Genomic DNA, 24831 nt, shown 5'->3' with positions numbered 1-24831 from the left:
CATTATAGATTTTCTATAAAATATATAATGATTTAAGAAAATGAATTATACCGAACAATTAATCTCTATTTTTCTACATCCTTAATCACAATCCCCTATATATGATCTAATATTAAAGTACAAAAAGATACCCTAAAGTCAGAATAAATAATCTAACTTTAAGGCATCTTTATTTATATACTTTTTATAGTTAAGTTTTTCAACCTATTATTTTTCTTTACGTCTTCTTGCAGCCGCAGCTAATCCAAGAATAGCTAATCCTAATCCTGCTAATCCAGTATTAGTTTCTGTTGCTCCTGTGTTTGCTAAACGTTTTGGTTGAGCTTTTGGTGCAACTTTTTCTACTGGTTTAGTTACTTTTCTGAAGATGTGACGTACATTTCCATTTTCATCAACAACTGTTCTTACGAACTCGTATCCTGGGATCTTACCTGATTCTAAAGTTCCTTTCTCTGTTGGTTTTAATGGGTTTCCGTTTTCATCTGTCCAGATTGTAGTTCTGTTTTCAGCTGGAATACGTGGTGAAACTTTCTTGAAGATGTGTTGTACATTTCCATCTTTATCAACTTCAGTCTTAACTAATTCATATCCTGGGATTGACCCTGGATCTTTAGTTCCTTCTTCAGTTGGTTTTAATGGGTTTCCATTTTCATCTACCCATGTTGTAGATTTTTCTACTACAGGAGTTGGTGTTGGAGCTGGAGTTGTAACTTTCTCGTATACGTGCTCGATGTCTCCGTTTGGAAGTTTCTTAGTCTCTACGAAGCGGTATCCTGGAATATCTTTCTTCGGTTGGTCTCCATCTTCTGTTGGGAAGTTTGGAATTTCGTTTCCGTCTTTATCTTTGTGACTAGTTTTAACTTTTTCGTATACGTGTTCCACGTCTCCGTTTGGGAGTTTCTTAGTCTCTACTAAACGATATCCTGGGATATCTTTCTTCGGTTGTTCTCCGTCTTCTGTTGGGAAGTTTGGAATTTCGTTTCCTTCTTTATCTTTGTGACTTGTTTTAACTTTTTCGTATACGTGTTCCACGTCTCCGTTTGGAAGTTTCTTAGTCTCTACGAATCTATATCCTGGGATATCTTTCTTCGGATTTGTTCCTTCTTCAACTGGATAGTTTGGAATTACATTTCCATCTTTATCTTTGTGAGTTGTTGTAACTTTTTCATAGATGTGTTTTGTATTTCCTTTTTCATCGATTTCAGTTTTAACTACTTTATATCCTGGGATATCTTTTGTTGGTTTAGTTCCATCTTCTGATGGTGATAATGGGTTTCCATCTTTATCAACATATGAAGTATCTGGACGTACTGTTGGAGTGTACTTAGCTGTTACTGGTGTTCCGTTCTTATCTACACGTTTAACTGTTACACCTGATGCTTTTCCTACGAAGTTTAGTTCTGGAGTAAATGTTACTTTACCATTTTCATCGATTGTGTAAGTTCCTTCTCCTGGTACTTTCTTCTCAGTTGTTCCATCTTCGAATGTTGGTTTTACAGTTTCGTCGATTTCTACTGGCACTTCTTTACCGTTGATTGTTACTTTTCCACCTTCAAATGTTGGTGTTCCTGATTGAGGTTGTCCTTTTGGTCCTTCTGATTCAGTGTCTTTTGAAGTTGGAGTTACTGGTACTACTACTGGAGTGTACTTAGCTGTTACTGGTGTTCCGTTTTTGTCAACACGTTTAACTGTTACACCTTTAGCTTGACCTGTAAATGTTTTTTCTGGTGTGAATGTTACTTTACCATTTTCATCGATTGTGTAAGTCCCTTCTCCTGGTACTTTCTTCTCAGTTGTTCCATCTTCGAATGTTAGTTTTACAGTTTCGTCGATTTCTACAGTTTTTTCTTCACCGTTTACTGTTACTTTTCCACCTTCAAATGTTGGTGTTCCTGATTGAGTTGCACCTTGAACATTTGTAGTTATCACGTCTGTACTTGTTGGTACTGTTGGTTTAACTACTGGAGTGTATTTAGCTGTTACTGGTGTTCCGTTCTTATCTTCACGTTGAACTGTTACTCCTGTTCCTTTACCTGTGAAGTTTTTCTCTGGAGTGAATGTTACAGTTCCATCTGGAGCTACTGTGTAAGTTCCTTCTCCTTCAATTGTTACTGAATCAACTGGGTTTCCGGTTTTCGGATCTACTAATTTAGCTGGTTTGTCTTCGTCGATTTCTACAGTTTTTTCTTCACCATTTACTGTTACTTTTCCACCTTCAAATGTTGGTTTACCTTTTTGAGTTGAACCTTGAACATCTTCAGTTACTGCGTCTATCCCTGTTGGTGTTGCTTTCTTAACTACTGGAGTGTATTTAGCTGTTACTGGTGTTCCGTTCTTATCTTCACGTTGAACTGTTACTCCTGTTGCTTTTCCTGTAAAGTTTTTCTCTGGAGTGAATGTTACTGTTCCATCTGGAGCTACTGTGTAAGTTCCTTCTCCTTCGATTGTTACTGAATCAACTGGGTTTCCAGTTTTTGGATCTACTAATTTAGCTGGTTTGTCTTCGTCGATTTCTACAGTTTTTTCTTCACCGTTGATTGTTACTTTTCCACCTTTGAATTCAGGTTTACCTGTTTGAGTTGCACCTTGAATATCTTCAGTTACTGCGTCTGTTCCTGTTGGTGTTACTGGTTTAACTTCAGGTGTGTATGTTGCTTTAGCTGGTGTTCCGTTCTTATCTTGACGAACTACCTCAACACCTTTAGCTACACCTGTGAAAGTTTTCTCTGGTGTGAATGTCACTGTTCCGTCTGGAGCTACTGTGTAAGTTCCTTCTCCTTCTACAGTTAATGAGTCTACTTTATCTCCAGTTTTTGGATCTACTAATTTCGCTGGTACTGTATCGTCCATTTCTACAGTTTTTTCTTCACCGTTAACCATAGCAGTTCCACCTTGGAATACTGGTTTACCTGTTTGAGTTGCACCTTGAACATCTACAGTTTTAACTGGTTCTGCTTCTGGTTGTGCAGGAATGATTGATGGAGTGTAAGTTGTAGAAACTTTAGTTCCATTTGTATCTTCTGCTTGAACGTTAGCTGGTGTTACTTTTCCAGTGTAAGATTTATCTGTTGGTGTAAATGTTACTTCTCCTGTTGCTGGATCGATTGAGTAAGTACCTACTGGAGTTACTCCATCTTCAGCGTATGCTGGAGTTGTTTGTCCTGCTGGAACTTCATTTCCTTCTTTATCTAGAAGTTTGTATGAATTCTCTTTAATTGGAGCAATAGTGTCTCCAGGAGCGAATGTTGGAGTTCCTTTTTGAGTTTCTCCTTGGATAGCTACTGATGTAGCTGGTTCTGCTGTTGGTGTTACCGGAGTAATCTTCGGTGTGTAAGTTGTTTCTACAGGCGTTCCGTTCTTATCTTTAGCTTGAACGCGTACTGGTTGAACTTCTCCTGAGTATGTTTTGTCTGTTGGTTCGAATACTGCAACAGCTTTTCCATCTACAGTTTTAAGAGTATATTTACCAATTACATTTCCTTCTGGGTCTTTAGCTGGTACTTCTGTAGCTGGTTGTCCATCTTCACCTAGAAGAGTGTAAGTAGCTGGATCGATATCTACAGATTTTTCTTCTCCTGCAATTGTAGTTTTTCCGCCTTCGAATGAAACTGTGCTTTCTTGAGTTTTACCTTGAACATCTTCAGTTGTAGCTGGTGTTGCTGTTGGCGTTACTCCTACGATTGTTGGTGTGTAAGTTGTCTTAACTTTTGTTCCATTCTTATCTTCAGCTTGTACGTTTGCTGGTTGAACTTTACCAGTGTAAGATTTGTCTGTTGGTGTGAATGTTACTACACCTGTTGTTGGATCTACAGTGTATTCACCAACTTTTTTACCACTTGGGTCTAGAGCATCTACTGGTCCATTTGCTTCTGTTCCATCTGGATTTAATAGTTTTACAGAGTTTTCTTTAATTGGTACTTCTGTGTTTCCTTCTGTAAATGTTGGTTTACCTGTTTGAGTTTCACCTTGTACTCCTGTTGAAGTAGCTGGTGCTGCTGTTGGTTTAACAGGCGTTACAGTTGGAGTGTATTTTGCAGTAGCTGTTGCTGTTACAGGTTGACCATTTTTATCTTGACCTACTGGCGCTGTTAATGATACGTTAATACCTTTAGCAGTTCCTGTAAATTGTGGTTCTGGAGTGAATGTTACCGCTCCTGTTTCAGGATTAATTGTATAAGTTCCTTCACCCGGTACTGTTACTGTTTTTTCATCTGTTGGTTGTCCAGTTGCTGGATCTACTAATTTAGCTGGGTACTGTGCACTTGGAGTTACTGCGTCTGGTGCAGTTCCGTCACCATCTTTATCTACGTCGATTGAGAATTTAGGTGTTTTCGTTTGTGGTTTACCTTGGATATCTGTTGATTCTTCAGGTGTTCCTTTGATTTCTTTTGGAGTTACTGTTGGAATGTAACGACCATCCATAGAACCTTTTACTGCAAGTCCAGCTAATTGAACTTGTTCACTTACTAGGTCTAGTTGATCTTTGTTTTCTCCTTCACCACCGACGATTTGGCGACCTTCGTTACCCCAACCAGTAGTGTTACCATTGATGTCTGTACGACGGATTGTAATACCATCTGCTGTCCCTACGAAGTTTGCTTCTGGGATAAATTCTACATCTACATTTGCACCGTTATCAGTAAGTTTATATTTACCTTGTCCTGGTACTACATAGTATCCATCTACTAAGTCTGCATCTGTTACTAATGTTCCGTCAGGTTTAACGATTTGCGATTTAACTGTTGTGTCAATAGCATTGTCTTTATCAAAATCATAGTTCTTTTGACCGTATGCATTGAATGCTACAGTAGATGTTTGAGTAGCACCTTGTACATCTGTTGTTTCTCTCTTAGTTCCACGAGGTGGAACTGTTTGTTGAATTTGGAAATCTTCTACTTCCCCAGAGTACGCAATACCAGTTGGTCCCTTAACGTCAGCTTTATCGTATGCAATACGTAAACGTGTAGCTAGTTTTGTAGCTGTTGTGTCTACGTTTTGGTAATTGTTTGTCCATGTTAGTGTAACTTTTCCATCTTGTGTTACTTCTTGTACCCCTGCAGCTTCACCTTCATCGAATTTACCATTGTTATTGAAGTCGATCCAACCATTAACATAAGCTTTAGCCTCTCCGTCTAGGTGAGCATCAAAAGTCATTGAGTAAATTCCGTCGTTAACTTTTTTAAGTTTGAAGTTATCGTTTGGAGCTACATCGTCACCCATTAATTGACGAGCACCTTCATCCGCAGCACCGATACCATTAACGTCATCGTAGATAAACGCACTTGCACCGTTAATTGGAGTTGTACGAACGTCAACGTCAGCTGGAACAGATCCTAAGTATGGTTGTTTTTGTCCATCGGATCTAGAGATAGAGTGAGCTACTCTTCCGTATGACGCAGGAGCATCTCCTTCATCTAGGACCATGAATCCTAACATAGACCCTTGTTGACCTGCAGAAAAGATGTACATACCAATGTTTTTAGCATTACGCGTCATTACCAATGGAGTAGAGAAACCTGAATCACGGTGAGTTGAGACCGGTCCAAAAACTTGTGTTCCTAATCCATCTGTGTGATATTTACCATCTTCTGCTTTCATCGCAATAACAGTATCTGATGTCACAGTCGTATTGAAAAATCCTGCAGCTTTATCTGCTTTGAATTTTTCAAAGGCTTGCTTCCCTGAACCTTCAAGAGTATATTCTACCCCATATTGTTTACGATAACCATCTTGCCCATGTCCGGCAGAAGGCAATGTTCTGTATTCATAAGTCTCTGCAGTATAAGAACGAGCAGTACTATATCTTGGTGTTGTGTTTGATAATTCAGTTACTAATTCAAATCCATCTCCATCTGTTTTGTAGATTTCAACTTCTGACGAACCAGCTTCTTCCCCTGTTAAGAATACAACGTTTGAAGGTACTTCTTTACCATTTAAAGTAGATTTAACCGAGAATTCTACCCCTACGTTAGCTCCATCTTTAACAGATTGGATAACTGTTTTACCTTTAGTATCCATACCGTTTGTTTTTGCAACAGAGTAACTTCCTTGTGTTACTACTTTTAATTCAGCTGGAGTTCCATCTTTCTACTCATTAATAGCATTGGCATCATATCCTGCTCCACCACGTTTTTTGTACTCAGCAGTTGAGTTAAATGGTGCTAATTTTGTAACTGTTAATGTTACAACATATCCTGGTGAAATTTCTTGTGTGAATTTAGTTCCTACTTGAAGAGTGTCTCCTGCACCAAGATTTTCTACTGTTGCTTTACTGTTAGCAATATCGAACCATTTGATTTGTTTAGTTAATCGTTCAGTATTTTTATCTGCGTATTGCTTCCAGTGATTAATTTGTTCATCTTCTGAAAGTGGTGGTTCTGCTACTGTATCAGCTATATCAGCTAATACTACATCAAATTTACCGTTACGTTTAACTCCCGCATTTTCTAATTCAGCGTATACCGCTTTAATAGAGTTACTTAATTCTTCTAAACTTTTAGCAATTTGTTCTTTAGTAGCATTATCATTTCCTAATAATTCTTTAGCTACTTTTAGAGCTTCTTCATTTTTAACTACAGCTTTTTCTACTGCTGGTTTTGCTTCTACTTTTAAGTCTTTTTTGCTTAATTCAGTTTTAGCAACTTTGTTAGTTACTTCTGCTTCTGAAGCTACTTGAGTTAATTCTTTTTTAGCTTCTTTTACTTCTGCAGTTTGTTTTGCTTCAGATTTAGCTTTTTCTTCTGCTTTTTTAGCTTCGTTTTTTGCTGCTACTCCATTTACTTGAGCTTCAGTTACAACTGTGTTTAAAGCTTTTACTGCTTGTACTTGTGCATCTACTTCAGCTTGTGTAGCTGCTTCGTTAGCTAATACAGCTTTTGCTGCTGCTAATCCTTCTTTAGCTGCCGATACCGCTGCTTGATCTGCGTCTGGAGCTGATTTTACGTTACTTTCTAATGCAGTAATTGCATCTTTTAAAGAACCTTTGTTAACTTCTGCTTTCGCTTCTGTTTTAGGAGTTTCTGCTCCTACTTTTGCTGCTACTACTGCTGCTACACTTTCTTTAGTGTTTTCAACTTTAGCTGCTTTTTCTACAGCTTTAGGAGCCTCTTCTTTTGCTCCTGCATTTGTTGCGTTATCATTAGTAGTGTTGTTTGACACTTCTTCAGATGCTTGGGCTACTGCTCCAGCACCTAAAAAGATACTAGCACCGATTACTACTGATGCTGTACCAACTTTGAATTTCTTAATTGAATAAGATTCAACTCTTGTACCTTCTTTAGTAGTTTTTAAGTATTGATTATTCTTTCCTACCATTTTTCCCTCCAAATTTAATCTATGTTTCTTATTATCTTTCTTACTTTATGCGAAGAGTGTTTGGTTTGTATATACAACGTAGTCTAAAAAAACACAAAAAATATAGCATTCCTTATGCTATATTTTCCTCATAACTTCTCTTCTAAATAATTAAAATACACAATTCAACATTCAAGTAATATTATTAACTAATTAACTATGAATTCTTGATTCTAATTAATCGTATAAGTTATTTTATCAAATTTAATGAATTATGTCTACTTTAAATGCTTATTTTTAAATAAAAAATAGTAAAAAATATTAGTTATATATATTATCCCTTATATACAAGTTGTTTAAAACTAAAACTCAAATTCTACAAATGTTTCTACACCAACTTATGTAAATATTATAAATAGAAGTAAGTAAACTAAGTAGTTTTCATTGTCAACCTTTCCTATAAAACGAATATTTGACTGTGTTTTTCAGAAAACCGTTATCATAATTTTTGAAAATGAAACCGATAAGTTTTATTGGTTTACAATTTTTAGTTCCCGTAAACCGCAAAACTTTAAAAATTTACACTTTTTAATACAATATAATATTAATTGTTTTTTTATCAATTCTATCACTTTAATCAATATATAATATAACACATTAAATTTATTATCAATTTTTAATAAGTATTTCTAAATTAAAATCAACTAATTTAATCCACTTCTTCTATTCCTCTAATAAAAAAATACCCTGAAGTTAAAATTTTACACTTAACTTCAGAGTACCTTATATATTCTCTAAATATTATATATTCAGTTTTAGATATTTATTCTTCTTTTTCCTTACGACGTTTCGCTACCGCAAGTAATCCACCTAAAAACGCCATCCCTAATCCTGCTAAACCAGTATTAGTCTCAGCTTCCCCTGTATTCGCTAGACGTTGACCTTTCTTAGCATTGAACTTAGGTGTTTTGTCATTTGAATAATCTACCACAGGTTTCTTATCTTCTTTAGTATAGTTTCCTGCGTTATCCTCAACGATAACACCTGTTGTTTTTTCAGTAACCACTAGGTTTTTAGCTGAAATTACTATCACTTGTCCATCTGGGTAAACAACTGTTGTTTCACCTGTGCTTGAAATTGTAATTTTAGCATCTTTCAAGTTTGGATTTGCAGTTATTAAAGCTTGTTTAACAGCTTCTTTTTCAGTTTTTGTAAGGTTCGAAGCATCTTTAACCTTAATTTTTTCAGGTAAGTTTACAGTTACTTCTTTACGTTGTTCAAAGATATCTTTAGCTAGAATAGTAAATGTTCTTCCATCTTTAAGAATTACAGTTACATTTCCTTTTGCATCAACAACAAGTTCTACTGCTTCTCTTATAGCTCCTAACACTTTGAACTTAACTTTTTCTTTATCAAATTCAGTTAGATTGTTAATGTCCGCAACTACTTCTTTATCAAAATCAAGATTAATATTCTCTCCATTATTCTTAACAGCTACATCTGCAGCATCTTTCACTAATACATCTGAAGATATCGTCATAGACTTACCGTCTTTCGTAGTCACAGTAGCATTTCCTTTTGCATCCACTACAACTATTGCTCCAGGATTAATTTCTTCGATAGCCACTTTAATTTTAGCTATTTCTTCTGGTGTTAAACTTCCTTTATTCGCTACTAGCGTTCTTATTGCAGGTGTATTAACCTTACTATTCGCAGTAATATCAGACAATTTATCAGTTGGAACAACTAAATCTAGAACTGGAAGTACGAATACTAAACCTTCTCCATTAGTTACAATGATATTACCTTTTTCATCGATAGCTACTGTTGCTCCAGGATTTACCGCCTTAACCTTAGCTACGATTTCTTGTTCTTCTGCTTCTGTTAGTTTTGTTACATCCGCTACAGCCGTCTTAGCTACAGGTGTATTAACCACATTTCCAGCATTTTCTTTAGCAAGATCTACTTCTGTTTTTGTTACTTGTGCAACTGAAATAACTTGTTTATGCCCATTTGCAGTTATTACTATAACATTTCCTTTTGCATCTTGTGTTATTTCTTTCACATCTGGATTTACTGATTTAATAGCCGCTAATACTTTAGCTTTTTCTTCGTCCGTTAAGTTAGTCGGATCTGCTACAATTACTTTTTCAGCAGGAACTCTAACTTCTTCAACAGCTTTGATTTCTGATTTCTTAGCTTCTTCTATCTTGTTAATTTCATCAACACTTGAAGCTGCATCGATAGCTTTTTTAGCTTGTGCTGCAATTTCATCAACTTCTGCCTTAAGAAGTTCTTTAACTTTATCAGAAATATCCGTTCTCGCATCAATAGCTGCTTTCTTAACTTTCACTACTGCATCTATTGCTTTTCTTGCATTAGGTTTATCTTCTACAAATGGTACTGCTTCTTCAATTTCCACTTTAGAGTTATCTTGTAATTTTTTCACATCTGCATTTTCCCTAGCTGCATCAATAGCTTTCTTAGCTATTTCTGCTAATTGTTTGGCTAGGTCAGCTGCTGCTTTTTTCTCTTCATCAGTAGCATCTGGAGTATTTGCGATAACTTTAAGTTGTTCTGCTAACTTATCTTCTATAGCCTTCTTAGCTACAGATTTTACTAACGCTTCTGGATCTACTGAAGCTACTTCTTTTGTTCCGTTAGCTTTAGCTTGGTCTACTTCTGCATTTGTTGTCGCTTTGTCGATTGCTTCTTTCGCTGCATCGGCTTTCGCCTTAGCTTCTTCTTTCGCCGCAGTTTTCTCTTCGTCTGTTAAGTCTGTACGTGCATCAATCTCATCATTCTTAGATTCCAATGTTTCATCGATTGCTTCCTTAGCTTCTGGCTTCGCTACTGGTTGTGGATCTATTGAAGTTACTTCTGTTGTTCCAGCAGTCTTAGCTTGGTCTACTTCTGCATTTGTTGTTGCGATATCGATTCCTTCTTTTGCTGCGTCTGCCTTAGCTTTTGCGTCTGCCTTAGCTGAAATTTTCTCTTCGTCTGTTAAGTCTGTACGAGCGTCAATCTCGTCATTTTTAGCTTTAAGCACTTCATCGATTGCTTGCTTCACAGCTGTTTTAGCTACTGGTTGTGGATTTACAACTTTTACTTCTGTTGTTCCATTAATCTCAGTTTGTTCTACTTCTTCATCTGTAGTCGCTCTATCGATTGCTTTCTTAGCTGCATCTGCTTTTTCCTTAGCTTCTTCTTTTGCTTTGACTTTTTCTTCGTCTGTTAAGTCTCTACGCGCATCTATTTCATCATTCTTAGCTTTTAGTGCATCATCAATTGCTTTCTTAGCTTCTGGCTTCGCTACTGGTTGTGGATCTACTGAAGTTACGACTAACGTTCCATTAGTTTTAGCTTTGTCTACTTCTGCGTTTGTTGTCGCTTTGTCGATTTCTTCTTTTGCTGCATTAGCTTTTGCTTGCGCGTATGCTTTTGCTGCAGTTTTCTCTTCATCAGTCAAGTCTGTACGTGCATCTATCTCGTCATTCTTAGCTTTTAGCGCATCATCGATTGCTTTCTTAGCTTCTGGCTTCGCTACTGGTTGTGGATCTATTGAAGTTACTTCTGTTGTTCCAGCAGTCTTAGCTTGGTCTACTTCTGCATTTGTTGTCGCATTGTCGATTGCTTGTTTTTCTGCGTCTGCTTTCGCTTTTGCATCTTCCTTAGCTTTTGTTTTCTCTTCATCTGTTAAGTCTGTACGAGCGTCGATTGCATCGTTTTTAGCTTTAAGCGCATCGTCTATTACTTTCTTAGCTGCTGGTTTTGCTTCTGGTGTTGGGTTTACATTGTTTACTTCTGTTGTTCCGTTTGCCTTAGCTTGTTCTACCGCTGCGTTTGTTGTCGCATTGTCGATTGCTTGTTTTGCTGCATCAGCTTTTGCTTTCGCATCAGCTTTCGCTGCAGTTTTTTCTTCGTCTGTTAAGTCTGTACGTGCATCGATCACATCGTTTTTAGCTTTAAGCGCATCGTCTATTGCTTTTTTAGCCGCTGGTTTTGCTTCTGCCGTTGGATTTACGTTGTTTACTTCTGTTGTTCCGTTAGCCTTAGCTTGTTCCACCGCTGCGTTTGTTGTCGCATTGTCGATTGCTTGTTTTGCTGCGTCTGCTTTCGCTTTAGCATCAGCTTTCGCTGCTATTTTTTCTTCATCTGTTAAGTCTGTACGAGCGTCAATCTCGTCATTCTTAGATTTCAGCGCATCATCTATCGTTTTCTTAGCCGCTGGCTTGGCTTGTGCCGTTGGATTTACTGAATCTACTTCTGTTGTTCCGTTAGCCTTAGCTTGTTCTACTCCTGCATTTGTTGTCGCATTATCGATTACTTGTTTTGCTGCGTCTGCTTTTACTTTCGCGTCTGCTTTCGCTGCTGTTTTCTCTTCGTCTGTTAAGTCTGTGCGAGCGTCAATCTCATCATTCTTAGATTTCAGCGCATCGTCGATTGCTTTCTTAGCTTCTGGTTTCTTAACTGCTGACGGATTCACTGAATCTACCTTTGTTGTTCCTGTAGTCTTAGCTTGTTCCACTTCTGCATTTGTTGTTGCATTATCAATTGCTTCTTTCGCTGCATCGGCTTTTTTCTTAGCTTCCGCCTTAGCTGCAGTTTTCTCTTCATCTGTTAAGTCTGTACGAGCATCAATCTCGTCATTCTTAGCTTTCAGCGCATCATCTATCGCTTTCTTAGCTTCTGGTTTCGCTTCTGCCGTTGGATTTACATTATTTACTTCTGTTGTTCCTGTAGTCTTAGCTTGTTCCACTTTTGCGTTTGTTGTTGCGTTATCGATTGCTTCTTTCGCTGCGTCTGCTTTGGCTTTGACTTCTGCCTTAGCTGTAGTTTTTTCTTCATCTGTTAAGTCATTGTTTGCGTCTATTGCATCATTCTTAGCTTTTAGCACATCTTCGATTGCTTTCTTAGCTTCTGGTTTCTTAACCGCTAACGGGTTCACTGAATCTACCTTTGTTGTTCCTACAGTCTTAGCTTGTTCCACTTCTGCATTTGTTGTTGCGTTATCGATTGCTTCTTTCGCTGCATCTGCTTTTTTCTTAGCTTCCGCCTTAGCTGCAGATTTCTCTTCATCTGTTAAATCTGTGCGAGCATCAATCTCGTCATTCTTAATTTTCAGTGCTTCGTCTATTGCTTTCTTAGCTTCTGGTTTCTTAACCGCTAACGGATTTACTGAATCTACCTTTGTTGCTCCTGCAGTCTTAGCTTGTTCCACTTCTGCGTTTGTTGTCGCATTGTCGATTGCTTCTTTCGCTACATCGGCTTTTGCCTTAGCTTCTGCTTTGGCTTTCACTTTTTCTTCTGCTGTTAAGTCATCATTCGCATCGATTGCATCTTCTTTTGCTTTTAACGCATCATCTATTGCCTGTTTAGCTGCTGGTTTCTTAGCTGCTTCTGGACTAAACGAATTAACATCACTTAAACCTGAAACGCTATTTACATCAACTTTAATATCAGTATCTGCTGCATCTATTGCTTCTTTTGCTTGATTAGCTTTGTTTTCTGCTTCAGCTTTTGTTACAGTTTTCTCTTCAGTTGTTAAATCATCTCGAGCATCAATTTCTTCTATTTTTTTCTCTAGAGCTGCGTCTATTGCTTTTTTAGCCTCTGATTTCTTAACTGGTTCTGGACTAAATGAATTTACATCACTTAAACCAGATACACTATTTACATCAACCTTAATATCTGTATCAGCTTCATCTATTGCTTGCTTAGCTGCATCTGCTTTTGCTTTTGCTTCTTCCTTAGCTGCTAATTTTTCTTCTGCTGTTAAGTCATTATTCGCATCAATTTCTGCTTCTTTTGCCTTAAGGGCTTCATCAACTGCTTTTTTAGACTCTGGTTTCTTAACCGCTACTGGATTCAATGAGTTTACATCTGCTACCCCAGTAGTTTTTGCATTTTCAACATCAGCATTTGTTGTCGCTTTATCAACTGCTTGTTTTGCTGCATCGGCTTTTGCTTTTGCTTCCTCTTTAGCTGCTATTTTTTCCTCAGCTGTAAGATCATCTCGAGCATCGATTTCTGCTTCTTTGGCTTTAAGCGCATCTTCTACTGCTTTCTTAGCTGCTGGTTTTACTACTGGTGTTGGGTTTACATTGTTTACTTCTGTTGTTCCGTTGGCCTTAGCTTGTTCTACTCCTGCATTTGTTGTTGCATTGTCGATTGCTTGTTTTGCTGCATCTGCTTTTACTTTTGCATCTTCCTTAGCTTTTGCTTTTTCTTCAGCTGTTAAGTCGTTGTTCGCGTCGATTGCATCGTTTTTAGCTTTAAGCGCATCTTCTATTGCTTTCTTCGCTGCTGGCTTAGCTTGCGCTGTTGGATTTACTGAGTCTACACTTGTTGCCCCATCATTTTTAGCTTGAGTTACTGCATCATTTGTTGTCGCGTTATCGATTGCTGTTTTTGCTGCGTCAGCTTTTGCTTTTGCGTCTTCCTTAGCTTTTGCTTTTTCTTCAGCCGTTAAGTCGTTATTCGCGTCGATTGCGTCGTTCTTAGCTTTTAGGGCGACATCTATTGCTTTCTTCGCTGCTGGCTTAGCCTCAGCTGTTGGATTTACTGAATCTACTGATGTTGCTCCATCGTTTTTAGCTTGAGTTACTGCATCGTTTGTTGTTGCATTGTCGATTGCTGTTTTCGCTGCATCTGCTTTTGCTTTCGCGTCAGCTTTCGCTGCAGTTTTCTCTTCATCTGTTAAATCTGTACGAGCATCGATTGCATCGTTTTTAGCTTTAAGCGCATCTTCTATTGCTTTCTTCGCTGCTGGCTTAGCTTGCGCTGTTGGATTTACTGAGTCTACACTTGTTGCCTCATCATTTTTAGCTTGAGTTACTGCATCATTTGTTGTCGCGTTATCGATTGCTGTTTTTGCTGCGTCAGCTTTTGCTTTTGCGTCAGCTTTCGCTGCAGTTTTCTCTTCATCTGTTAAGTCGTTGTTCGCATCGATTGTGTCGTTCTTAGCTTTAAGTGCATCTTCTATTGCTTTCTTAGCCGCTGGTTTCGCTACTGGTGTTGGATTTACATTGTTCACTTCTGTTGTTCCATTAGCCTTAGCTTGCTCTACTCCCGCGTTTGTTGTCGCGTTGTCGATAGCTTGTTTTGCTGCATCTGCTTTCGCCTTAGCATCTTCCTTAGCTTTTGCTTTTTCTTCAGCTGTTAGGTCGTTGTTCGCGTCAATCGCATCATTTTTAACTTTTAGGGCATCGTCTATCGCTTTCTTAGCCGCTGGTTTTGCCACTGGCGTTGGGTTTACATTATTCACTTCTGTTGTTCCGTTAGTCTTAGCTTGGTCTACCGCTGCGTTTGTTGTCGCATTATCAATCGCTTGTTTTGCTGCATCTGCTTTCGCCTTAGCATCTTCCTTAGCTGCTGCTTTCTCTTCCGCTGTCAAGTCGTTGTTTGCTTCGATTTCTTTTATCTTATCAGCTAACGCATCTTCTACTGCTTTTTTAGCCGCTGGTTTCGCTACTGCTGTTGGATTTACATTGTTTACTTCTGTTGTTCCGTTAGCTTTAGCTTGTTCCACTGCTGCGTTTGTTGTCGCGTTATCGATTGCTTGTTTTGCTACAGCCGCCTTGTCTTGCGCTTCTTGTTTTGCTGTAGATTTCTCTTCATCAGTCAAGTCATTGTTTGCTTCGATTGCTTTAATCTTCTCAGCTAACGCATCATCTATTGCTTTCTTAGCTGCTGGTTTCGCTACTGGCGTTGGGTTTACATTATTCACTTCTGTTGTTCCGTTAGTCTTAGCTTGGTCTACCGTTGCGTTTGTTGTCGCGTTATCAATCGCTTGTTTTGCTGCATCTGCTTTTGCTTTTGCGTCAGCTTTTGCTGCAGTTTTTTCTTCGTCTGTTAAGTCTGTACGGGCGTCTATCGCGTCGTTTTTAGCTTTTAGTGCATCGTCTATTACTTTCTTAGCTGCTGGCTTAGCGACTGGGATCGGATTTACATTGTTTACTTCTGTTGTTCCGTTTGCCTTAGCTTGGTCTACACCTGCGTTTGTTGTCGCGTTGTCAATCGCTGTTTTTGCTTCATCTGCTTTCGCTTTTGCATCTGCTTTAGCTGCAGTTTTTTCTTCGTCTGTTAAGTCGTTGTTCTCATCGATTGCGTCGTTCTTAGCTTTAAGTGCATCATCTATTGCTTTCTTAGCCGCTGGCTTAGCTTGCGCTGTTGGATTTACTGAATCTACTGATGTTGCTCCGTCTGTCTTAGCTTGGTCTACACCTGCGTTTGTTGTTGCGTTATCGATAGCTTGTTTTACTGCGTCTGCTTTTGCTTTTGCGTCTGCTTTTGCTGCAGTTTTCTCTTCATCAGTTAAATCGTTGTTCGCATCAATTGCGTCGTTCTTAGCTTTAAGTGCATCATCTATCGCTTTTTTAGCTGTTGGCTTAGCGACTGGGGTCGGATTTACATTGTTTACTTCTGTTGTTCCGTTTGCCTTAGCTTGGTCTACACCTGCGTTTGTTGTCGCGTTGTCAATCGCTTGTTTTGCTGCATCTGCTTTAGCTTTTGCATCTGCTTTAGCTACAGTTTTTTCTTCGTCTGTTAAGTCGTTGTTTGCTTCGATTGCGTCGTTCTTAGCTTTAAGTGCATCATCTATTGCTTTCTTAGCCGCTGGCTTAGCTTATGCTGTTGGATTTACTGAATCTACTGATGTTGCTCCGTCTGTCTTAGCCTGGTCTACACCTGCGTTTGTTGTCGCGTTGTCAATCGCTTGTTTTGCTGCATCTGCTTTAGCTTTTGCATCTGCTTTAGCTGCAGTTTTTTCTTCGTCTGTTAAGTCGTTGTTCTCATCGATTGCATCGTTTTTAGCTTTTAGTGCGTCATCTATTGCTTTTTTAGCTGTTGGCTTAGCGACTGGGGTCGGATTTACATTGTTTACTTCTGTTGTTCCGTTTGCTTTAGCTTGGTCTACACCTACGTTTGTTGTCGTGTTGTCAATCGCTTGTTTTGCTGCGTCTGCTTTTGCTTTTGCATCTTCCTTAGCTTTTGCTTTCTCTTCCGCTGTTAAGTCGTTATTCGCATCAATCGCGTCGTTCTTAGCTTTAAGTGCGTCATCTATCGCTTTCTTAGCTGCAGGCTTAGCCTCAGCTGTTGGATTTACTGAGTCTACTGATGTTGCTCCATCATTTTTAGCTTGAGTTACTGCATCGTTTGTTGTCACGTTATCGATTGCTGTTTTCGCTGCATCTGCTTTTGCTTTCGCATCTTCCTTAGCTTTTGCTTTTTCTTCAGCTGTTAAGTCATTGTTCGCATCGATCGCATCGTTTTTAGCTTTTAGAGCATCATCTATCGCTTTCTTAGCCGCTGGTTTTGCCACTGGTGTTTGATTTACTGAATCTACACTTGTTGCTCCATCTACCTTAGCTTGTTCTACCGCTGCGTTTGTTGTCACATTGTCGATTGCTGTTTTCGCTGCATCTGCTTTTGCTTTCGCGTCAGCTTTCGCTGCAGTTTTCTCTTCATCTGTTAAATCTGTACGAGCATCGATTGCATCGTTTTTAGCTTTAAGCGCATCTTCTATTGCTTTCTTAGCCGCTGGCTTTGCTTGCGCAGTTGGATTTACTGAATCTACTGATGTTGCTCCATCTACCTTAGCTTGTTCTACCGCTGCGTTTGTTGTCGCATTGTCGATTGCTGTTTTCGCTGCATCTGCTTTTGCTTTCGCATCAGCTTTCGCTGCAGTTTTCTCTTCATCTGTTAAACCTGTACGAGCATCGATTGCATCGTTTTTAGCTTTAAGCGCATCTTCTATTGCTTTCTTCGCTGCTGGCTTTGCTTGCGCTGTTGGATTTATCGAATCCACTGATGTAGCTCCATCATTTTTAGCTTGAATTACTGCATCATTTGTTGTCGCGTTGTCGATCGCTTGTTTTGCTGCGTCTGCTTTTGCTTTTGCGTCAGCTTTCGCTGCAGTTTTTTCTTCGTCTGTTAAGTCTGTACGGGCGTCTATTGCATCGTTTTTAGCTTTTAGTGCGGCGTCTATTGCTTTCTTAGCTGCTGGCTTAGCCTCAGCTGTTGGATTTACTGAGTCTACTGATGTTGCTCCATCATTTTTAGCTTGAGTTACTGCAGCATTTGTTGTTGCGTTGTCAATCGCTCGCTTAGCTGCATCTGCTTTCGCCTTAGCATCTTCCTTAGCTTTTGCTTTTTCTTCAGCTGTTAGGTCGTTATTCGCATCGATCGCATCGTTTTTAGCTTTAAGTGCATCATCTATTGCTTTCTTAGCCGCTGGCTTCGCCTCAGCTGTTGGATTTACTGAATCGACTGATGTTGCTCCATCATTTTTAGCTTGAGTTACTGCATCATTTGTTGTTGCTTTATCAATTGCTGTTTTTGCTGCGTCTGCTTTTGCTTTCGCATCAGCTTTCGTTGCAGTTTTTTCTTCGTCTGTTAAGTCTGTACGTGCATCGATTGCGTCGTTCTTAGCTTTAAGTGCATCGTCTATTGCTTTTTTAGCCGCTGGCTTGGCTTGTGCTGTTGGATTTACCGAATCCACTGATGCAGCCCCATCATTTTTAGCTTTTTCTACTACTGCGTTTGTTGTCGCATTATCGATTGCTTGCTTCGCTGCATCTGCTTTGGCTTTTGCATCTTCCTTAGCTTTTGCTTTCTCTTCCGCTGTTAAGTCTGTACGAGCATCGATAGCTGCTTCTTTTGCTTTTAATGCTTCATCTACAGCATTTTTTGCATCATTTTTCTTTTGACTTGCTTGTGGATTGACACTTTCCACATCAGCAACACCTGATGTTTTAGCACTCTCTACAGTTGCATTTGTTGTCGCATTGTCGATAGCTACTTTTGCTGCAGTTGCTCTTGCTTGTGCATCAGCTTTCGCCGTTTTTTTCTCTTCATCTGTTAAGTCAGCACGAGCATCAAGTTGTGCTTCTTTCGCTTTAAGAGCCTCGTCTATTGCTTTTTTAGCCGCTGGTTTTGCCGTCGCTGTTGGTGTTACTGAACTTACACTTGTTGTTCCCGCCGTTTTAGCTGAGTCTACAGCTGCATTTGTTGTTGCATTGTCGATCGCTGTTTTCGCTGCAGTTGCTTTTGCCTGTGCATCTGCTTTTGCTGCATTCTTCTCTTCTGTCGTTAATGCATTATTCGCATCGATTGCTGCTTCTTTCTCTCTTAAAGCTGTATCGATTGCTGCTTTTGCTGTATCTTTCTTCGTTGCTACAGGATTATCATTGCTAATTGCTGTTGTTCCTGATGTTTTCACATTGTCTAATGCTGATTTTGTCGTTACCGAGTTATCGTTAATTGCTGTTAAAGCTTTCGTCTTATCGGCATTAACTTTTTCGATTGCAGCCGCTTTTTCTTCTGCAGTTGCGTTTGCATTTGAATTAATTTCCGCAATTTTATTGTCTGCAGCTGTATTAATTGCATCAATTGCTGGTTGTTTATTTAAACTTGTGAACTCTGATAAAGATTTTGTATCAGTTGAACCATCTTTGTAAGTTACAACAAGATTTCCACTAGCATCTTTTGTAATCGTAGAAATTCTTGTTGCCTGATTTTCTACAGCTTGTCCTCTCTTACTTGTAAGATTTGTATCATCATTAGTTTGAGAGTATTCGATTTTTACTTTTTCTTTAATTTTTTCAAATTCTTCTGCAGTTACATTCGTAGGGTCTACTACACTTACCTTACCTTCTGGTGCTTTAATATCATATTTTTTTGTTTGGTTTTTTACTACAAATTCAACATATCCCTCTATTTTTTGACGTTCAGCTGGATTAGTAGTTGCATTAATTCTTCCGTTGAAAGGTGCACTTTCTCCGTTGTTGTCGTCTTTTGCAACGATAATACTTGTCCATTTTTGACCATCTCTTAAGCTAGTAGTTCCAGTCATTTTAATCGTAGCAGTTTTCTTATTTTCAGAAACAGAACCTTCCCCACTAGTAACTGTACTATCAACGATATTCCCTACCGCTAAACCAAAACTAGTTGTATTATTGTAGTTTATATCACCAGGACCACGAAGTTTTAAGTCTTTAATCTTAGATTCATCTGTTGCAGTGAATGTTAGATCTGTTTCTTCTCCAGAATATATATAAATATTTCTATTCGCTTCGTTTGAATATGGCAGATTGACAGTCGGAGGAGTATTTTTTCTAACTATCTCTCCTACTGGTTTTGTCTTCGTAGAACCGTCTGTAAATGTAACAACGATATTATTCCCAACTATACTAACCGATTGGATAACATCCTCAGGATGTTCTACCAATGTTCCACGCTTATTAGCAAACCTTGCATCTTCATTGTTTTGTGAATATTCTAATTGAATGCTATCTTTGATTTTCTTTAAATCTTCTGCTGTTGGATTTGTTAAACTACTTACAGAAATCTTTTCATCTGTAGGTTGGGATCTTAATGCATATTTTTTTGCTTGTGATTTTAACACTAAGTAGAAATACCCTGGATCCGTTATATCCGTACCTTTTTTAAGATTTTCTCTACCTTGATCATCTACTACTTGTATATAACGAGTACCAACATTTAATGTTTGGTTTTCTTGTTTTGTATACTGTGGCATATTTTTTAGTACATCATTTGGACGACCTGTAATGACGATTTTCGCAGGATTCTCCTTGCTAGCGTCTGAGGTGACTCCAGCTATTTCATCACGGTTTATTACTGTAGCAGTAAATCCAAACTGTATATCTAGCTGATCAGTAGTATCAGGAACATTAGCAAATTTATTTCTAGACCCTTGTTTTATCGTTGCATAACGAATCTTTCCTGTTTCAGAATATACTGGTATTTCTAAACGAAAATTTTCTTCGTTATATATATATATTTCTTTTTTTGAAGGAATCGAGAATGTGAAATCTACCTTTGGATCTTGATTAACAGCCGCACGGAATGCAGTATTCTTCGCTATCTCTTTTCCAGTACGTGGGTCTTTAGAACCTGTATTTTCAATTGAGTTAGTCTCTACTTTTTTCTCTGTATCTTCTACTTTTTTCCCTACAGTTTCATTCGAAGTTATAGACTTAACCGCTGGAGTTTCTTTTTTCTCGACTGGTTTGTTTCTCAATTTTGAGTTAACAGAAACCACTAATTTTTGATATGCTTTAGTTAATTCGTCTTGTGTTGTTGCACTTTCTAAAGTTGCTTTTGCCGAATTTAAGTCAACTATTAAATTAGCTACGCTCTCTTCTGTCTTATTTGCATACGCTCCACTTGAAATCTTTCCTTCAATTTCACTAATAAAGCTTGATAATTGTATTTTATCTAATGCTTTTGCAGGCTCTTTCTCGGCTTCTTTTTCAGTTTCCTTTACTCCTAATTTTGCCGCTACACCTGCCGCTACTTCCTCTTTTGTAGCTTCTTTTACAACTGGTTTAGCAACTACTTTTTCAGAGACAGCGCCACCTAATGTCGCATCCTCATTTTTTGAATTATCTGTTGTTGTGTTTTTTGAAACTTCTTCACCGGCTTGTGCCACTGCTCCAGCACCAAAAAAGATACTTGCACCTATCACTACTGATGCAGTACCTACTTTAAATTTTTTAATCGAGTAAGTTTCTACTTTTGTTCCTTCTTTTGTTTTCTTTAAATATTGGTTGTTTTTTCCTATCACCGATGCATCCCTCCTTAAAATTTTTTCTGCTTCGACTTAACTGACTTTTCCCTTTATTTAAAAGAATAATAAAGCATAGCCCAGTACGCATTACTATCCTATTTTATAATAATTATTCTATAACTAATATCTTATCAATTTCCAAAAATTTTTTCAAACTATAACCACTCATAAATAGTATAATATATATTAAATTATAAAATATATTTCCCATTGTAAGAAAAACAAAAATATCCTTAACATTATTACTTTATATTCTTTATAAAAACCATCTTAAAAGAATCATAAAACCACATTTACTATAACTTCTTCATTTCTTATTTTTGTAACTTTTTTCTAGGAAATTCAACCTTTTCTTTACTTCTTACATACTTGTTTATATAAATCATATAATTCAAAAAATATTTCTCAATTATAGTTTTTCTAAAATAATCATTATTAATTCAATATAAAATATTATAATATAATCACATTAATTTTAGTTAAAGTTTATATGTAAACTAATGTTAATTTTTTGGAATTTACATAGATTAAACTTTAATTATCCATAACAAAAAAGGGATGACTTAACAAAATTAATTTTGTCAAGTCATCCCTTTAAAAATCAATCTATTATTTGTATATTTTCTCTAAAAATATCTTTCTTACTGAACAGCAATTCATATATTCTAGCTACTTTAATATCATGTTCAAAATTCATACTATTTTTACTATTCAGAAGTGGGTGAAGAATAATTTTACCCTCTCTATTAATTTCTCTAATAATCGCTGCTTTATTCTTTTTCACAGCTAGCACTCTAAAATTATTAGTAGAAAAATACTTTTTATAATCTTCTTTTGTAGTATTTGTTAGAATATGAAGTAAAGCCCTCTGAATTTTTTTATTGCTATACCTTTTTGTAGCTATTAAATTTACTAAATCACTATAATTCTCTACCTTAAGCGAAGCTTCATAAATTCTATTTTCTAATCCTTCACTAACATCATAAATCTTCTCTATTCCCACTTTACCTAGGGTTAAAATTTTGTATTTTAAATACGGAAATAACTCTGCTTCAGCTGCCATATTTTCTTTTCTCAAATCAGCAAACATTTCTTTTGAAAGATATTTTTCTATCTTTTCATCATTTATATTATTCCTTATAGCCGTCGCACTAAGATGCACTTGTTCAGAAACATCACCACTATTTAACCCTTGACCTTCTCTTTTTACAGGAATCAGTTTAATATCTAAATTCGCTTCTCTAATAGCTTTATAATAACTATACGCTAAACTAAAATTCGGATTATTATTTTCCAATCCAAATAATACACTATTGATTTTAGCATGATTAAGGCCAGTTTTTAATAATTTTTTATATTCTTCTCTATTTTTATTTTGCTGTTTTGTGTAAATTTCTTCAAACATACTTACATCTTCATTTTCAGTACCAAAGATTAAATGAGTTATCCCAGCACCAGACAATATCTCTATACTCTTTTTTGCAAAGTCGTCACCATATGCAACACTGCCTAGATAAGGTAGTGCAATAACCATATCACAACCACTTCTCACAGCCTCTTTAGCACGAGTATATCCGTCTACTATCGCAACTTCTCCCCTTTGAGTGAAAAATTCACTCATCACACAAATGACTTCTCCATTATTTTCATTAGCTATTTTTCTTGCACATTCTATTAAATATCTATGTCCACTATGCAATGGATTAAATTCTGCAACTATTCCAATTTTCATTTTTTCACCTCACTTTTTACTATCTTTGTGTAAATATAAAGATAGCGAGTTTTTCACTTAATACTTTAAAATACTAAGTAATTCCCTCGCTTTCTCACTATTCTTTATCTTTGTTTTTTTCAGTGTCCTCTGTTGGACTAGACACTATTTTCTCAACACTATTATCTTCAAATATATCTACAGTCCACCCCACTAAACTTCCATCTTTTGCAGTAACCTTACTTATAGAAAACTGTCTAGGTTTTTTATCTCCTTCTGTTAGTTTATTAACCTCTTGTTTCCCAAAATCTAAGGCTTCTTTTTGAGATTTAAAGACTTTACCCGTCGTTCCAACACCTTCTGAATCTGAAAGTTTTTTCCCGTTATAATCTTGGATCTTGGTGTTTTTTTGAGATTCATTACCACTGTTTCTTACTGTATTTTTTTCTCTATTTTTTATGGTTTTATTATCATTATTATTAGATTCAGCATCTTTCGATTCAGAGTTTTCTTCTTTTTTCACCCCTGTAGATTGGTTATTACCTTCATTATATTTATTATCTTTCGTCTGTTCCACCTGTTCTTGTTTATTTCCACTTTGTGATGAATCCTTTTTCTGAACAGGTTCCTCCTTACCAAAATAACTGATTGTTAAAAAAATAATAATTGCAATAATACATGATAAAATGCTATATATCATAATCTTATTTTTTTTCATAATTTCCATATCCTCTTTTATACTTACCCTATATTATACCACTTATTATAATATTTTGCTAAAATAAACAGATATTTATTCTCTCTTTTTTACGCATAATAAAAGCACAGTCTTTAATATATTCCTAAAGACTGTGCTTTTAAATTCTAACCTTCTTTAATATTTACAACAAATTCACCTTTGTTATTTCTGTCTACAGTATAACTATAGTGTTTTTTATTTTCTTTTGCTAATCTAGCTATTTCATCATTAGCATATTTTTTAGCATCAGCTGAACTACCATATGTTCCTTGTGATGATGTATTACTAGAAGTTGAACTACTATTATTCTCTTTATTATCAGTGTTTACTTCTTCTTTCTTAGTAGTATTATTACTATTTGAAGCAGTATTGCTGTTGTTAGTTGGTCTATTACTTACAGATCCGTTATTGTCACTTGACTTGTTGCTTTCTGATTTAGGAGTACTTGAAGAAGATGAACTATTACCATCATTAGAATCTTTATTTTCTCTGTATTTCTCCTCATCACTTTTCTCTTTTGACTTAGATTTAGAATCCTCTTTATCTTTAGTTTTCGATGAAGATACATCTGTAGTATCATTATCCTTTTTCTTACTCGAACTATCTCCACCAGTGAAATAACTTATCCCTATGAACAGCGCACTACATAAGAATATAGCTAATACTATACCCCATAATACTTTCAACAATCTATTATCTTTCATTATATTCCCCTCCTTCGTTACTAATATATTATAATACTATTTCTAGTATATTTCCACTACTTTTTTATTATACTCTATTCAAATTAAATTGTACTTAAAACTTAAACTAAAACTAATATTTAGAAAATAAAATTATTTTTTGACAATTTATAGCTAGTTATTTCGGTAAGTATAATGTCAGAGGCCAAAGACAAATAACAAACAACAAAGGAGATTTCAAAATGAGTATATTAAAAAAAGTTTTACATTTAAACTATGGTGAAGAGAAAAACCAAAAACAAGTTATTAAAAGTTATAACTTTGAGGTTGCTCCAAACACTGAGGACAACATTTTAAAAGAGGTTGGGGAAGAATTAAAAAAACTTATCGATAAAAATATTGATACTATTACTATCAACACAAAAGAAGCACTATAATTTAGGAGGAAAAACACATTATGGAGAAAAAATTAAATATTTATTTCAATACAGAAAATAAAAAAACTTATCACATCGCTTTATCACATCCAAAAGAAAATTTAAGTAAAGCTACTGTTGAGGCTGTTGCTCAAAAAATTGTTGATACAAAAGTATTTAACAACGACAAACATACTCTAACAGGTTTTAAAAAAGCTACTTACGTTACACGTGAAGCAAGCGAACTTCAATAATAGAAGGGAGGGAGGTGCGGTTAATTCCGCACCTTTTTTTATGGATATATTAAATTTCATTAATACTGTAGGCTTTCCTATATTTGTTGCGGTATTCTTTTTATTAAAATTAGACAACACTCTACAAAACATAGGAAAAAATTT

General features: G+C 36.7%; 9 protein-coding genes and 1 pseudogene. 2 read left to right on the top strand and 8 right to left on the bottom strand.

Features of this window, described 5'->3' with window-relative positions; translation table 11 throughout:
- Nucleotides 1-207: 207 nt before the first annotated feature.
- The 8 genes and pseudogenes from O5Y44_RS07705 to O5Y44_RS07670 all read right to left on the bottom strand — a co-directional run bounded on the left by O5Y44_RS07705 (nt 208) and on the right by O5Y44_RS07670 (nt 24038).
- Complete coding sequence (locus O5Y44_RS07705) at nt 208-6018, bottom strand: Ig-like domain-containing protein (protein WP_371465877.1); 5811 nt, start codon at nt 6016-6018, stop codon at nt 208-210.
- Between the two features lie 69 nt (nt 6019-6087).
- Nucleotides 6088-7314, bottom strand: a complete 1227-nt coding sequence (locus O5Y44_RS07700; RefSeq protein WP_371465876.1) for a CshA/CshB family fibrillar adhesin-related protein — start codon at nt 7312-7314, stop codon at nt 6088-6090.
- 802 nt (nt 7315-8116) lie between these two features.
- Nucleotides 8117-8284, bottom strand: coding sequence for an LPXTG cell wall anchor domain-containing protein (locus tag O5Y44_RS07695; protein ID WP_371465879.1), 168 nt, complete (start codon nt 8282-8284; stop codon nt 8117-8119).
- Between the two features lie 78 nt (nt 8285-8362).
- Nucleotides 8363-15907: pseudogene (locus tag O5Y44_RS07690) on the bottom strand (DUF1542 domain-containing protein); the annotation flags it as partial.
- 12 nt (nt 15908-15919) lie between these two features.
- On the bottom strand, nt 15920-20881 hold the full coding sequence (locus tag O5Y44_RS07685) for a sialic acid-binding adhesin (protein ID WP_371465875.1): 4962 nt from the start codon (nt 20879-20881) through the stop codon (nt 15920-15922).
- A 604-nt stretch (nt 20882-21485) separates the two neighbouring features.
- Nucleotides 21486-22616 (bottom strand): tRNA(Met) cytidine acetate ligase, encoded by a 1131-nt coding sequence (locus O5Y44_RS07680; RefSeq protein ID WP_371465874.1) that lies wholly within the window; start codon nt 22614-22616, stop codon nt 21486-21488.
- Nucleotides 22617-22713: 97 nt separating this feature from the next.
- Complete coding sequence (locus O5Y44_RS07675) at nt 22714-23313, bottom strand: sarcalumenin (RefSeq protein WP_371465873.1); 600 nt, start codon at nt 23311-23313, stop codon at nt 22714-22716.
- Nucleotides 23314-23459: 146 nt separating this feature from the next.
- Complete coding sequence (locus tag O5Y44_RS07670) at nt 23460-24038, bottom strand: hypothetical protein (protein ID WP_271987409.1); 579 nt, start codon at nt 24036-24038, stop codon at nt 23460-23462.
- A gap of 221 nt (nt 24039-24259) precedes the next feature.
- On the opposite strand from O5Y44_RS07670, the gene O5Y44_RS07665 reads away from it, so the two are divergent.
- Together O5Y44_RS07665 and O5Y44_RS07660 are read left to right on the top strand one after the other, a co-directional pair.
- Complete coding sequence (locus O5Y44_RS07665) at nt 24260-24454, top strand: DUF1659 domain-containing protein (RefSeq protein WP_371465872.1); 195 nt, start codon at nt 24260-24262, stop codon at nt 24452-24454.
- A gap of 20 nt (nt 24455-24474) precedes the next feature.
- Nucleotides 24475-24687 (top strand): DUF2922 domain-containing protein, encoded by a 213-nt coding sequence (locus O5Y44_RS07660; RefSeq protein WP_271965470.1) that lies wholly within the window; start codon nt 24475-24477, stop codon nt 24685-24687.
- Nucleotides 24688-24831: the final 144 nt, after the last annotated feature.

This window comes from Gemella sp. 27098_8_155, from assembly GCF_041433725.1.
In the GTDB taxonomy this organism is placed as follows: Bacteria; Bacillota; Bacilli; order Staphylococcales; family Gemellaceae; genus Gemella; species Gemella haemolysans_D.
Note: the sequence above shows the minus strand (reverse complement) of the source record. Positions and strands in the feature narration are given on the sequence as shown.